This is a genomic window from Flintibacter sp. HCN-6482 (genome assembly GCF_037892565.1).
Taxonomy (GTDB): Bacteria; Bacillota; Clostridia; order Oscillospirales; family Oscillospiraceae; genus Lawsonibacter; species Lawsonibacter aceti.
Genome location: NZ_JBBKBK010000001.1, coordinates 340669 through 354610, shown reverse-complemented (window position 1 = coordinate 354610; position 13942 = coordinate 340669). Strand labels below are relative to the sequence as shown.

The window sequence follows — 13942 nt, the reverse complement described above, 5'->3', positions numbered from 1 at the left end:
CATGCTGTTACTGTTGCTTGGCTTTGTGGCCTTGCTGGGGGTCGGCGCCCCCATCGTGGTGGCTATGGGTCTGCCTGCCATCGCATACTATATCCTGACCGATACGTCGCTGGCACTGGTGGGCTACTCTTTTTATCAGTCCTGTATGTCCTTTTCCCTGCTGGCGGTTCCAGCCTTCATCCTTATGGGCAATCTGGTCAGCGAGCTGGGAGAGACCACCCGCGGCTTTGACTTTGCCCGGGCGCTGGCAAAGGGAAAACGGGGTTACTCCTCCCGCGTAGCGGTTGTGTTGAGCCTAATCTTTGCTGGTATGTCCGGCGCGGCCATCGCTGGTGTGTGCGGCTTGGGCCCTATCTTCGTGGATTCTATGGAGGAGGAGGGCTACGAGCGGGAATACGGCGCGGCGCTGACTATCGCGTCTTCCACCGTAGGTCCCATTTTCCCGCCCAGCATTCCACTGGTGCTTTACGCCACTGTGGCTCAGATTTCCAGCGTGAAATCCCTTCTGGGCGGCGTAGTTCCCGCCATTGTGATGTCTGCCAGCCTGTTTATCTATGTCCTACTGGTGGACAAGAGAAAGCTGGTCAACCCGCCCAAGCCTTCCGTCACGAAGAAGGACGAGCGGCCGCTGGGGATCCTGTTCCTGCGTGCCCTTCCCATCATGATGGCTCCCGTTCTGATTCTGATTACTATGCTCTCCGGTATATTCAGCCCCGGCGAGACCGGCGGTATGGCGGTCTTGTATATGCTGATCCTGGGCTTGTGTCATCACTCCCTCACCTGGAGAGGCTTCCTCAACTGTGTAAAGGAAACCTGCAAGTCTGTGGCATCAATTATGGTCATCATGACGGCTGGCGGCATCTTCACCAAGGCGCTGATGTTGGAGCAGTTGCCAGAAAAAATCATGTCCCTGATGGGCCCCATCGCCCATATGCCCATGGTGGTCATCATCATGATCAACATTATCTTGCTGATTATGGGTATGTTCATGGAGAGCAACTGTGCGCTGATCCTCACCGCTCCCATCGTATTGCAGATCACCGCCAGCTTTGGCATGGACCCCGTCTACATCGGCGTGATGATGGTTATGAACCTGATGATCGGCCTAAGCACTCCGCCTTTTGGCCTGTGCATCTATGCGGTCGCCCGGGTGGCCAACGTGCCCTCTGAAAAGGTCATCAAAAGCGTGGTGCCCATGTATATCCCACTAGGCATCGCCCTGATTCTGACAACATTTTTCCCAGCTCTGTCCACCTTTGTCCCCAATACCGTGATGGCGATGCTGGGGGCATGATGGGGACGGCCGCGCCGTCCTTCCCGACTTTCCCCGAACCAGAAAACATATATCAAAAATTTGAAAAGGAGTATCACAACTATGACACAAGAAGAACTGTTTCAACTGGCACTGACCACTGACCCGGCCCAAATTGGGCACAGTGTCCAGGGCGGATATATGACCGGCATCTTCCCAATCAGCGACCACTTGAAGGTAATCGGTCCTGCCTTTACCATCCGTTTGCCCGGTACAGACAACGCCATGCTGTATTATGCGATGAAGCAGGCCCCCAAGGGCTCCGTTATCGTGATTGACCGAATGGGGGATAAGCGGATTGCCTGTCTGGGAGAGATGGTCGCCCGTTCCGCTAAGGTGCTAGGTATGGCCGGCATTGTGGTGGACGGCCCCAACACGGATACCCGCGCCATCCGCGAGATGGACTTCCCCGTCTTTTCCACGGGTCGCGCCTGCGTAACCAACACCTTTAAAGGGCTGGATGGAGAATATGGCATTCCTGTGAACTGTGGCGGCTGCGTAGTCCGCCCCGGCGACATCGTCTACGGTGACCTGGACGGCGTCGTCTGTGCCCCTGCGGACCAGTTTGAGGAGCTGGTCCTGCACGCCAAGCAGCAGGACGAGAACGAGGTTCTCTGGCGGCAGAATTTTGAGGCCGGTGGCTATGTCGACAAGTTCATCAATCTGGAAAAGCTTGTCAAGATTGGCGCCCAGGGCGCGATTGCGGACCTATGTAAGGTTGACAAGTAATCATCTGCCATGAATTGCAAGAAGGAGGCACCAGAAATGAAGCGGCAGAGCACCTTTGTCCTGGCCCAACTGGCGTCAGACGGAGATCCCACAGTCAATTTTGAGAAGGCTAAAAGGGCGGTTGCCGAGGCAAACGAGAAGTACAAGCCGGATCTGATGGTATTCCCCGAGTGTTTTATGAGCTACTTTTCAGACCACCCGCCCCGTGAGGTATCGCTGGCGACTGCCCAGCATCTGGATGGCACCTTTGTCACCGGTATGCGTGAGTTGGCCAGGCAGTACGGGCACTGGATCATCTTTGGCATGAACGAGGCGGTGGAGGACCCTGAAGATGACCGCAATTACAATACCATTGTGGTAGTGGACGACAGCGGCGAAATTGTATCCTGCTACCGCAAAACTCATCTGTATGACGCCTTTGGGTATAAGGAATCTGATAACATGAAACCAGGCGACAAATTTTTTGAGCCCATTGACACGCCGTTCGGTAGGATCGGGTTGTTTGTCTGCTATGAGGTTCGGTTCCCTGAAGTAGCCCGTTATCAGCGTTCCAGGGGCGCGGACATTATTATCATGCCAACCGCCTGGGTGCGCGGCGATCTGAAAAGCCAGCATTTCAATACATTGATCGCCGCCCGGGCGATTGAGAATACGGTCTATATGGTAGCCTGCGACAACTGCGGCCCAATGTTCATCGGGGAAAGCGTTGTTATGGACCCGATGGGCGTCACTATAGCAGCCGCTGGCGAGGAGGAAGGGCTGATGTGTGCCCATATCGACCTAGACCGTGTGGAGCGCGTGCGCGCCAAGCTTCCCGCCTATAAAGACCGCCGCCCCGAACTCTATACCATCTGACCCAACCATCCGCATACAAAGGCGGAACCTAAAGTCTTTTGATCATCGTAATATGGCCCTTTGAATATTCAGTTTGGGAAACGTGCTGCGCTAGGTTTCCCAAACTGTTTATTTTATTGGGACGAAAAATCGCAAGAAGAAGCCGAAATGACACACTTGCTTTCCGGGCTTATGCCTGGCCTTTCTGATCATCAGCGTAGCTGATTCATTCTGAGTGAGGAGCTTACAATGGGATTTTTGACTGGCAGTTGGTTGCTACTGTCAGAGGCTTCGTGGTGCTTACCCCTGTGATGGCCCAGTCCATGAGCCCGGTTAGTACCTCCTTGTTACACACATTTAGATTCCTCGGAAATCTTCTGACTAACGATTCCGGCAGAGAGGTGTTCCTTGGAAAAGTAGTGAGTCGCCTAACCGCAACAGGGGCCAGTATGTTGCGTTCCGGTGGGCTTCTGATGCCGGATACGAGTCCTACCCGCAGTTAAATCTGGGATGAAAGAAGTACTGTTCTGTCATCGGACAGGAAAACAGCATGGATAGACCAGCCAATTAACCTTTTAATAGACACATCTGGCATAGTGTAGATGCCCAGTAAAACGAACAGTAAAAAAAGGCCCCTGATGTAGGAAAATAGACTACATCAGGGGGTATTGCTATAAGAAAACGGAATTATACACATATGCAGGAATGTTACCTGCAATAGAAGCGATGGTCCAGGCAGGGAAGACGAAACGAAAAATAAATGAACACTTTGGCTTCAAAGATAATGAATGGAGAAAAAATCAAGGAATGTCTCAGTATATTCCTGGTGACAAAACAGTAGTGAGCCGAAAATGTATTAATATGATGGAATGCCATGAGCACATGCCAAAGATTTGTACATAAGGCGAAGCAGAATGGTAACATGAGAAAAGGAAGGTACACATTCTTGATGTATCTCCCCTGCTCTTTCCCTGGTATGTCAAGTCTCATTCAATCATCGTAAATTCGTGGTAAAATAGTTGCTTTTTACTTGATGAACAGTCCCTAAATACTGTATTTATGAGATTATCAAATTTACTATATTACTATATTTGATTTTGCAATCGTTAATGGGGGACCCTCAGCGCGGCAGAATATCCTCTGGGTCCCAGAGATATCCCCTTTGCTCCATCTCCGCGCTGGACAACAGGGAGAAGCCGTGCTCGCCATATTGGGACAGGTCCAGGTGGTACTGGCTCTCCGGGAGTTGAATGACATTCCAAAAATGGGGGGCGCCGTCCAACGAGCCCTCAATCACCTGACAGGAAATATCCAGCCGGTTATAGACCATAGCTGCCGCCAGGGCGAGCCCCTGGTCGTCGGCCCCCCTCTCCAGCAGGGCATGGTAGGCGGTGGACCCACCCTCTGGATTATATCCGCCGGCGGCATGGATGGCCTGGGCGGCTGCAGGGAGTAATTCCTCCGTAGTGAAGAACTGAGATTGGAGAATCGCCGTCATTTTTTGAACGGTCTGGTCTAGAACTTCCCTGCGGTGAACCAGCTCCTGCTCGTCCAGGTGGTAGTGCAGGCTGATCTCCACCACGCGCTGACTGCCGCTGTCTGGATAGAAGGCCACCGTGGCCTCAGGGAGATCCAGGGCGGTAGCCGGCGTAGCAAAATAGGCTTCCCGGACCAGATCCAAAATGTAGGCCTCATCCCCGTCAAAATAGCTAAGGCGAAGCACAGATTCTGGAGCGAAGGACGCCAGACTCTCCTCCAGTTCGCCACGGATGGCGGCAGCCCCGGTGGCCGAAACGATGGAGGCCACCTGTTCTTTGGTACGGCGATAGATGATCTGGACCTGGGCCTCGGAGTAGGTGACGATAGAGTCCACGCTGTGTTTGATGTACTCCACGGCATAGGCGCCCAAGGGGTCCTCCTGAACCACCTCACGGCAGGCATCCTCCAGGTCTTTGGCCACATCCTCAGAGTCGATATACAGACGGATGGTGCCGTTCTCCGCCCCGGTGCTGACCATGTAGATGAGCACATTGACCAGCTCCTGATAGCTGTCCGCCCGTAGAATGGAGGTATCCCCTTCTGTGGTAGGAGCCGCGTTGTGGGTCGTGATGTCCAGATACTCCCGGTCCAGCATGGAGGAGCACCCGGACAACAGCAGGGCGGCAGAGATGGCCAGACAGGCCAGAGATCGTTGCTTCATCAGTACACAGCCTTTCTTTGGCGGCCGGTTTTACATACCGAGCTCCTGGCCGATCAGTATGACCTCCATATGGGGATGGTTTAGGGGCGGCGCCCACAGGACAGTGAGGACCCGGCAGATTCGATCCGGGCTCTGGCAATCATAGCAGCGGTCGGCCTTCACCGCGCATGGGGTCCTTCTGCCCATACTCTGTGCCCTCTTGGGGGCCGCTACATTCCTAGCCCGCCACAGAGCGGAGTCCAAATCAGGGGCGATTTTATTGGTCCCTGCCACAAAGTAGACCTCCTGGTGTCCAAAGGCGGTAGAGGCTACCCGGTTCCCGTTTCCGTCAATGTTGATGAGCTCCCCGGTTTCTGCCACCGCGTTGACAGAGGTGAGGTACACCTGGGTGGACATGGCGTCCGTCAGGTCGCCCCCCTCCCAGTGCCAGACAACTTGGTTATGAGAGGACAGCTTGGGGTATAGCTCCATGCTTTTCAATGTCATGGAGCCGCCAAAGGCCACTGTTTTGCCGTTGATCCTGCTGTCCAGATAGTCGGCCGCCTCTTGCGGGGTATCAAAGTACCGGACGATGTAGCCCTTTTTTTCCAAATTCGCGGTCAGCTTTTTTAAATCTGTCATCGCAATATTCCTTCCTTTTTCTATATTTCATTTGGATGATAGAGCCGGAAGCCGTGGCCCAGGACCTCATGGGCATCACAGACGATCAGGAAGGCTTCGGGGTCCAGCTCCTTTACCGTCTGTTTGATGGCCACGATCTGCCGCTGCTTGAAGGCACACATGAGTACCTGCTTCTCCTCGCCGCTCCATGCTCCCTGACCATGGAGGACGGTCACCCCGCGCTCCAGCTGGTGGACGAGACCGTCCAATACGGGGCTGGACTTTTCAGTAATGATATAGGCGACCTTGGCGCTGTCCATGCCATAGAGTACCTTGTCGATTACTACGGTAGACAGGTAGAGGGAGATGATGCCATACAGGGCGCTGTTCAGGCTGCGGAAGGCCAGAGCCACCGCCGCGATGACTGCCAGGTCCACCGCCATCAGCAGCCGACCCATGGGCAGGTGACCGAAGGGCAGCTTCAAGAGCCGGGCAATCAGGTCCGTGCCTCCAGTGGTGGCCCCCTGGAGCAGAATGATGCCTAGGGACAGGCCTATTAGGACACCGCCGAAGACACTGGCCAACATAGGGTCCATGGGCTGGAATGAGTGGATAGCAGCCACGATGTCCACGCCCAGGGAGGTGGCGGCCATGGCGAAGAGAGAGGACAGCAACAGACGGCCGCCCAGGTACTTCCAGCTCAGAAGAAACAGGGGGATGTTCAGCGCTATGACCGCAATACCGATTGGGATAGCCGGGACTGCAGCGTTGATGATCTGGCCGAGACCAGTGATGCCGCCTAGACTGATTTGGTTGGGGACATAGCACCAATTGAAGCCAAAAGAGAAAATGGCGGAGGCAGCGACGATCCAGAAACAGCTTTTTATCGCGGAACCAAGTCCTTTTTTACCCATTCAGATACCTCGTTTGGATTCAGATGAGCTGGATCACAGCAGCGTCAACTGCTCCTCGCCCCGGTCCTCCTCCTTGAGCAAGGCGCCGGAGACAGGCAGGGAGCGGGCACGATACCGGGCGGCATTGACGATGGCAGTGCGATCCAGCGGCAGCACTTTCTCCACCCGGTATTTGGGCTTCAGCGTCATGACATTGACGCCCTGGGTGCTCCTGGTGGTCTTGGGGTTTAGGCTGGCGGTGTGGAAGACCACACACCGCCCCTCGGTGGAGATCACCGCCGCCTCAAAGTCCTCGATGAGCAGGAAGGCAGCCACCAGGGGGGACTTGTCGGAATAGGCGCCTGTGAGCTTCTTGCGGCGGGTCTGAGTTTGATAGGCGGACAGCTCCACCCGCGCGGCCTTGCCGTTTTCGAAGAAGAACAGTAGCTGGCCGGAGTAGTCCCCTGGAATACAGGCCCAGACTGCCCGCTCCTCCGGGTCCATCCCCAGCTTGGTGGGAAGATAGTCCCCTAACACGCTGGCCTTGGTGTCATCAAAGTCGGACAGGCGGGTCTTGTAGCACTGCTGCCGGTCAGTAAAGACCAGCAGCTCGTCCCGGTTGGAGGCCTCCCATTGGAGATATGGGCCGTCCCCTTCCTTGTATTTCTGCTCGCTGGACATCCGCAGGGACTGGGGAGTGATTTTCTTCAGATAGCCCTCCTGAGAGAAGAACAGGTGGACGGGGTAGTCAGGGATCTCCTCCTCCACCGCCATCACCTCATCTGCCTCATGGTCAAAGACGATGTCGGTCCGCCGAGGGACAGCGTACTTTTTCTTTACCTCCTCCAGCTCCCCAATGATGAGAGTCTGGATCCGCTTGGGGGAGTTGACAGTGTCCTCCAGGTCGGCGATTTCGTCAGAGAGTGTGTCCACCTCCTGGGTGCGTTTGAGGATGTACTCCTTGTTGATGTTACGCAGACGGATATCGGCCACATACTCCGCCTGTACCTGGTCGATGCCAAAGCCGATCATCAGGTTTGGGACGACCTCGGCGTCCTCCTCAGTGTCCCGGATGATCTGAATAGCCCGGTCGATATCCAAAAGGATACGCCGCAGACCCTTCAACAGATGCAGCTTCTCCTTTTTCTTGTTCATGGCGTAGTATACACGACGGCGGACCGAGTCCATGCGCCAGGCAGTCCACTCCTCCAGGATCTCCCGCACCCCCATGACCCGTGGCATCCCGGCGATGAGGATATTGAAGTTGCAGGACTGGCTGTCCAGCAGGGGGGTGAAGCGGAACAGCTTGGCCATCAGCTTGTCCGGATCAGCTCCCCGCTTTAAATCGATAGTCAGCTTTAGTCCGGACAGGTCGGTTTCGTCCCGCATATCGGCGATTTCCTTCACCTTACCGGCCTTGACCAGCTCGGTGACCTTGTCCATGATGGCCTCTGAGGTGGTGGAGTAGGGAATTTCGTAAATTTCGATCAGGTTCTCCGCCTTGTTATAGCGCCATTTGGACCTCACCTTAAAGGAGCCCCGGCCAGTGCGGTAGATCTCGCCCAGAGCCGCCTCGTCATAGAGCAGCTCACCCCCCGTAGGCAGGTCAGGGGCTTTCAGGGTGGACATGATGTCGTGGTCCGGGTTTTTCAAAAAGGCGATGGTGGTGTCGCACACCTCGCCCAGATTGAAGCCGCACAGGTTGGAGGCCATACCCACGGCGATGCCCTGGTTGGCGGAAACCAGCACGTTGGGGAAGGTGGTAGGTAGTAAGGTGGGTTCCTTCAGCTTCCCGTCATAGTTGTCCACAAAATCCACGGTGTCCTGGTCGATGTCCCGGAACAGCTCGGCGCAGATGGGGTCCAGCCGCACCTCGGTATACCGGCTGGCGGCCCAGGCCATATCCCGGGAGTAGACCTTGCCGAAGTTGCCCTTGCTGTCCACCAGGGGGTGGAGCAGGGCTCCATAGCCCCTGGATAGGCGGACCATGGTGTCATAGATGGCCGCATCCCCGTGGGGATTCAGCTTCATCGTCTGACCCACCACGTTGGCGCTCTTGGTCCGGGCGCCGCCCAGCAGACGCATCTGGTACATGGTGTACAGCAGCTTCCGGTGGGAGGGCTTGAAGCCGTCGATCTCCGGGATGGCACGGGATACGATGACAGACATGGCGTAGGGCATATAGTTGACTTCCAAAGTCTGAGTGATGGGCTGTTCCAACACCTCGGCCCGCAGACCCATGACGTTGGGATTATTTACTTTTTTTGCCCCCTCATCGGGGACTTTCTTTTTCGCCATTGGTATCAGTCCTATCTTACACTCTTGTTAAGAGGATATTGTGATTGGGAGCTGGAACGCTTCCCGGCCGCCTGCCGCACTGGGATCAGGCTGGCCAGACAGAGGAGAAAAAAGCTCAAAATTTGAGCCAATAGAATAAGATCCTGATCAAACCGAAGGATGTTCCACAGAAGAAACCCCAGGGGGGCCAGGGCAGCGTTGGTCAGAAACAGGATGCCAAGTACCCGGCACCAGCGCCGCCGTACATCCTCGGGCACAGCTTGGGCGGCCTGGCTGGCGGGGAGGCGCTGTGAAACTAGGCAGTGGTGACCAAGCAGAGCGGAAGCAGCTGTGATACAGCCGTCCAGGACAGGCAGCATGGGAAACCCGTCCCAGAAAACGAGAAAAGGAAAGAGTCCGGCGGCCAGAGCGACGACCAGGAAGTGGGACGAACGGTTCATCGTTTATCTACCTCCTTTGGCGTGTATCTCAAGCCAAAGGGGGTGGCGGCTAGACCGCCTTTGCCTGTTTCCCGCAGGGTGTGTGGGAGGGACTGGCCCACCTCACGCATAGCGTCCAGCACTTGGTCGGGGGGCACCCGGCTCTCAATACCCGCCAGGGCCATCTGGGCGGCAGACAGGGCGTCCATAGCCCCGATGACATTGCGCTTAACACAAGGGACCTCCACCAGCCCGCCCACCGGATCACATACCAGTCCCAGCAGGTTCTTCACCGCCATGGCGCAGGCGTTTGCCATCTGCTCCGGGGTACCGCCCTGGAGGTGGACCAGGGCGGGGGCGGCCATGGCGGCCGCGGAACCGATCTCTGCCTGACAGCCACCCTCCGCTCCGGAGATGGAGGCCCGGGCGGCGATGACCATGCCAAAGCCGGAGGCCACATACAGAGCCTCTACCAGCCTGTCCGCTTCCGCTTGAAACTGTCTGGCATAGGGGAGTAGAACAGCGGGCAGCACCCCACAGGCCCCGGCGGTGGGGGCGGCCACGATGCGCTTCATACAGGCGTTGCACTCCCCCATACGCAGGGCTCCGGCCATTACCTCAGACAGGAAGGGGCCGCAGAGGGGTTTGCCTGCCCGAATATAGCGGGCCATTTTGCCCCCGTCGCCGCCGGACAGTCCGCTGTGGGAGCGGTCCGTTTCCTGATAGCTTCTGTCCGCGTCCTCCATGGCCTGAAGCATGGCGGCCATTTTGTCCCAGGACTGTTGTGGGGAGATGCCCTGACGCTGACAGTCTGCCTGACGGATTGCGTCCCAGAGAGGGAGACCGGAAGAACTGGTCTCCTCCAGCATCTGTTGGATAGAAGTAAACTCGATCATTGACGTTCCTCCGACTCAGGCGTATATCGGGTGACCCGCAGGATACCGGGCAGCGCGCGGACCGCCTGGGCAGCCTCCTTAGGAATGGGCTGGTCGCATTCGATGACCATGACTGCGCTACCACCCCGCCCACCCCGGTTGAGCTGAAGGGTGGCCACGTTGATGCCCCGCTGTGCCAGCGCTCCGGTGACTTGGCTGACGCAGCCGGGCTGGTCGGAGTTGTGGACCACCAGGGTAGGCAGGGCCCCGGTAAAGGAGGTGTCCAGCCCGTCCACCTGGAACACCAGGATGCGGCCGCCGCCGGGGGAGGAGGCGCCTACTTCCAGTTGTCCCCCTTGGTCCCCCTCCAGACGGATCAGGACGCTGTTGGGGTGGACGTCCCGGAGGTCCCGGGTGGAGAAGGTGAAGGACAGGCCCCGCTCCTCCGCCAGGGCAAAGCTGCCCGGCACTCGGTCGTCGTCCGGGGACAGCCCCAGCAGGCCGGCGATGAGGGCCTGGTGGGTGCCGTGCCCCTCGCCGGTAGAGGCGAAGGAGCCGTGGAGAAACAGCTCGGCCCTCACGGGCTCCTGACCTAACAGTGACCGTGCCATCCGCCCGATGCGTACCGCTCCGGCGGTGTGGGAGCTGGAGGGGCCCACCATGACAGGCCCCAGGATGTCAAACAGGTTCATAGATGATTCCTCCGCTATGAGGTGGCGTGGGAAAGACAGAACAGAATAAGAAGCGGGGTAGATGTTTCGGAAAGAGCCGGAATAAAATACCCAAGCCGTTTAGAAAGACGGCGGCGGTTTTCTGGAGTGTCATCCGCCGTTCTTCGCCAGATATATGCCGCCATTGTTCAAAATAGCAGGGTGCTTGAACAGCGGTGTCAGCTTTGGATAATAGGATGCCCAATAGGAGCAGCCAGATACAAATGATGGCAGCACTCAATGGGATTGCCTCATTTTCTGATACTGCGCCCGCCTCCGCATATCCAGAAAGGCTTAGGAGATATCCGCCAGCTCCAAATATTTATGCCCATTGTCCGCAATGTGACTTTTCCGGCCCGCCAGGTCGTCGCCCAACAGCAGATCAAAGATATAGGCGGTGCGCTCCACATCTTCGGGCATGACCTTGATAAGCCGCCTGGTCTCTGGGTTCATGGTGGTCAGCCACATCATGTCAGGCTCGTTCTCGCCAAGGCCCTTGGAACGCTGGACTTCGCACTTTTTCCCCTCCAAAGAGGCCACAATGTCATTTTTCTCCTTGTCAGAATAGGCAAACCAGGTTTTTTCCTTACATGTGATCTCGTACAGGGGAGATTCGGCGATGTACACATACCCCTCCTGGATGAGGGTGGGGGTGAGGCGGTACAGCATGGTAAGGATTAGAGTCCTGATCTGGAAGCCATCCACATCGGCATCGGTACAGATGACGACCTTGTTCCATCGCAGGGCAGACAGGTCAAAGGCCGCCATGTCCTTGGCGTGCCTGTCCTTTACCTCCACGCCGCAGCCCAGCACCTTCAGCAGGTCGGTGATAATCTCACTTTTGAAGATCTTGCCATAGTCGGCTTTCAGGCAGTTGAGGATCTTGCCCCGGACCGGCATGATCCCCTGATACTCGGCGTCCCGGCTCATCTTGACGCTGCCCATGGCGGAGTCGCCCTCCACGATATACAGCTCCCGCTTGGAGATGTCCTTGGTGCGGCAGTCCACGAATTTCTGTACTCGGTTGGCCAGGTCCATGGTGCCGGTCAGCTTCTTTTTGATGTTCAGCCGGGTCTTTTCCGCGTTCTCTCGGGCCCGCTTGTTGATAAGCACCTGTTCACCGATCTTCTGGGCCTCCTGAGGGTTTTCAATGAAGTAGACCTCCAGCTGGGACCGGAGAAAGTCGGTCATGGCCTCCTGGACAAATTTGTTGTTGATAGCTTTCTTGGTCTGGTTTTCGTAGCTGGTCTGGGTAGAGAAGTCATTGGAGACCAGTACCAGGGCGTCCTGGATGTCGTTAAAGGTGATCTTGCTCTCACTCTTGGTATATTTGTTCTGTCCCTTCAGCCAGCCGTCGATAGCGGAGACAAAGGCGGAGCGCACCGCCTTGTCCGGGGAGCCGCCGTACTCCAGCCAGGAGGAGTTGTGGTAATGCTCGATGACCTGGACCCGATTGGAAAAACAGAAGGACACGGACAGCTTCACCTTGTACTCCGGCTTGTCAGCCCGGTCCCGGCCTTTTCGCTCCGTCTGCCAGAACACAGGCTGGGTCAGTGCATCCTCCCCCACCAGCTCTGACACATAGTCCTGGATTCCGTTGTCATATCGGAAGTCGGTAGTCTCGAACCTGCTGCCCACCTGGTTTTTGAAGCGGAAGGTGACGCCGGCGTTGACCACCGCCTGACGCTTCATGGTGTCCAGATAGTAGTCCACGGGAACATTGATGTCGGTGAACACCTCCAGGTCGGGCTTCCAGCGGAAGGTGGAGCCGGTCTTCCGGCCCCGGTCAGTGGGCTCCTTTTTCAGCCCGCCAATATTTTCCCCCTTTTCAAAGTGGAGGGTGTATTTGAAGCCGTCCCGCCAGATGACAGCGTCAAAATATTCGCTGGCGTACTGAGTGGCGCAGGCGCCCAGGCCATTGAGGCCCAGGGAATATTCATAGTTGTCCCCGTCAAGGTTGTTGTATTTGCCGCCGGCATACAGCTCGCAGAAGACCAGCTCCCAGTTGAACTTCTGCTCTGTCTCGTTCCAGTCCACCGGGCAGCCCCGGCCCTGGTCCTCCACCTGGATCGAGCCGTCCTCAAACCGGGTGACCGTGATAAGGTCGCCGTGGCCCTCCCGGGCCTCGTCGATGGCGTTGGACATGATCTCAAAAACGGCGTGCTCGCAGCCCTCCAGCCCATCGGAGCCAAAGATAACACTGGGGCGTTTACGCACCCGGTCGGCCCCCTTCAGGGAGGAAATGGATTGGTTGCCGTAACTGTTATTTTTCTGGGCCATAGTATTCTGTTCCTCACATTTCAAAGCCCGCCGGTTGTGCCGGCGTCTGGGATTTCATTTTTATAGAAAAGGGCGCAATCATACACTATATATAATATTACCAAAAATTGCGGTGGAAAGTCAAGGAAAGGGGAGGTCATCCTGTGCTCCGGATGCATAAAGGACATAAGAACGCCAAAGACTGTGAGAAAGGGGGATGGGTATGGAGTGTTTTCAGGTCATCGAGTCGGGAGAGGGCATCGAAGGACGTATCTTGCGAGCCCTCTCGCGGAGAGGCGGTATGACAGAGCGGTATGCGGCGCTGGAGCACCCGGCCCTGCTGGTGGTATCACCCCAGGCGGCGGCCGAAGGCGCCGAGCTCCCAGGCGCCTGTCGGACCATCCTGCTGCCAGGGGACGCGGGAAGGATGCTGGAGGGGCTTCGGGCGGCGAGCGCGGTGAGCTATGGAAGCTCGCCCCGGGACAGCCTGACCATTTCCAGCCGGGAGGGGGACAGGCTGTGGGCTGCCCTCCAGCGGGAACTGGTGACCCTGGGCGGCCAGGTGGTGGAGCGGCAGGAGTTTCCGCTGCCTCTGGGACCAGACGGGAGAGCCATGTCCGACCTGGCGGTGGCCGGCGCGCTGCTGCTGCTGGGCGTGCCTCCGGAAGAACTAGAGGGAGAGGATCGGGGCGAGTGGCTCTGACGCAATTTTTTCTTTTGCCAAACAAACCCAGCCAAAATTCTGCATATCTGACCTGTTCCAGCAGATACTATGCCTGTCACAGTAAATTGAACCGCAGGAGGCAAAATCAT

12 protein-coding genes are annotated in these 13942 nt (G+C 56.9%); 4 read left to right on the top strand and 8 right to left on the bottom strand.

The features are described 5' to 3' along the window. Nucleotide 1 precedes the first annotated feature (1 nt). From WKS99_RS01715 to WKS99_RS01705, 3 genes are all read left to right on the top strand, one after another. Nucleotides 2-1294: a TRAP transporter large permease gene (locus WKS99_RS01715; RefSeq protein WP_207721954.1), complete on the top strand. Its 1293-nt coding sequence runs from the start codon at nt 2-4 to the stop codon at nt 1292-1294. Between the two features lie 81 nt (nt 1295-1375). Next, the gene (locus WKS99_RS01710; RefSeq protein ID WP_186852719.1) at nt 1376-2041 is read left to right on the top strand and encodes an RraA family protein; all 666 of its coding nucleotides are present in this window, start codon (nt 1376-1378) and stop codon (nt 2039-2041) included. 36 nt (nt 2042-2077) lie between these two features. After that, a complete protein-coding gene (locus WKS99_RS01705; protein WP_240287107.1) occupies nt 2078-2896 on the top strand; it encodes a carbon-nitrogen hydrolase family protein in 819 nt (272 codons plus the stop codon). A 1099-nt stretch (nt 2897-3995) separates the two neighbouring features. On the opposite strand, the gene WKS99_RS01700 is transcribed toward WKS99_RS01705, so the two are convergent. From WKS99_RS01700 to WKS99_RS01665, 8 genes are all read right to left on the bottom strand, one after another. Continuing rightward, nucleotides 3996-5075 (bottom strand): hypothetical protein, encoded by a 1080-nt coding sequence (locus WKS99_RS01700; RefSeq protein WP_186852717.1) that lies wholly within the window; start codon nt 5073-5075, stop codon nt 3996-3998. Nucleotides 5076-5105: 30 nt separating this feature from the next. Next, the gene (locus WKS99_RS01695) at nt 5106-5696 is read right to left on the bottom strand and encodes a lactate utilization protein (RefSeq protein ID WP_147570694.1); all 591 of its coding nucleotides are present in this window, start codon (nt 5694-5696) and stop codon (nt 5106-5108) included. A gap of 20 nt (nt 5697-5716) precedes the next feature. Next, a complete protein-coding gene (locus tag WKS99_RS01690; protein WP_186852716.1) occupies nt 5717-6589 on the bottom strand; it encodes a YitT family protein in 873 nt (290 codons plus the stop codon). A gap of 33 nt (nt 6590-6622) precedes the next feature. Beyond that, the gene (locus WKS99_RS01685) at nt 6623-8866 is read right to left on the bottom strand and encodes a DNA gyrase subunit A (protein ID WP_340405215.1); all 2244 of its coding nucleotides are present in this window, start codon (nt 8864-8866) and stop codon (nt 6623-6625) included. A gap of 11 nt (nt 8867-8877) precedes the next feature. Further along, entirely contained in the window at nt 8878-9306 is a 429-nt protein-coding gene (locus WKS99_RS01680) for a hypothetical protein (protein WP_340405214.1), read from the bottom strand. Then, entirely contained in the window at nt 9303-10178 is an 876-nt protein-coding gene (gene sdaAA / locus WKS99_RS01675; RefSeq protein ID WP_340405432.1) for an L-serine ammonia-lyase, iron-sulfur-dependent, subunit alpha, read from the bottom strand. Before sdaAA ends, WKS99_RS01680 begins: the two co-directional genes overlap by 4 nt. After that, nucleotides 10178-10852, bottom strand: coding sequence for an L-serine ammonia-lyase, iron-sulfur-dependent subunit beta (sdaAB, locus tag WKS99_RS01670; protein ID WP_147570690.1), 675 nt, complete (start codon nt 10850-10852; stop codon nt 10178-10180). Before sdaAB ends, sdaAA begins: the two co-directional genes overlap by 1 nt. A gap of 312 nt (nt 10853-11164) precedes the next feature. Continuing rightward, the gene (locus tag WKS99_RS01665; protein WP_186852712.1) at nt 11165-13150 is read right to left on the bottom strand and encodes a DNA gyrase/topoisomerase IV subunit B; all 1986 of its coding nucleotides are present in this window, start codon (nt 13148-13150) and stop codon (nt 11165-11167) included. 202 nt (nt 13151-13352) lie between these two features. Between WKS99_RS01665 and WKS99_RS01660 the strand changes: the two genes are divergently transcribed. Then, entirely contained in the window at nt 13353-13832 is a 480-nt protein-coding gene (locus tag WKS99_RS01660; protein WP_240287110.1) for a hypothetical protein, read from the top strand. The last annotated feature ends 110 nt before the right edge of the window (nt 13833-13942 follow it).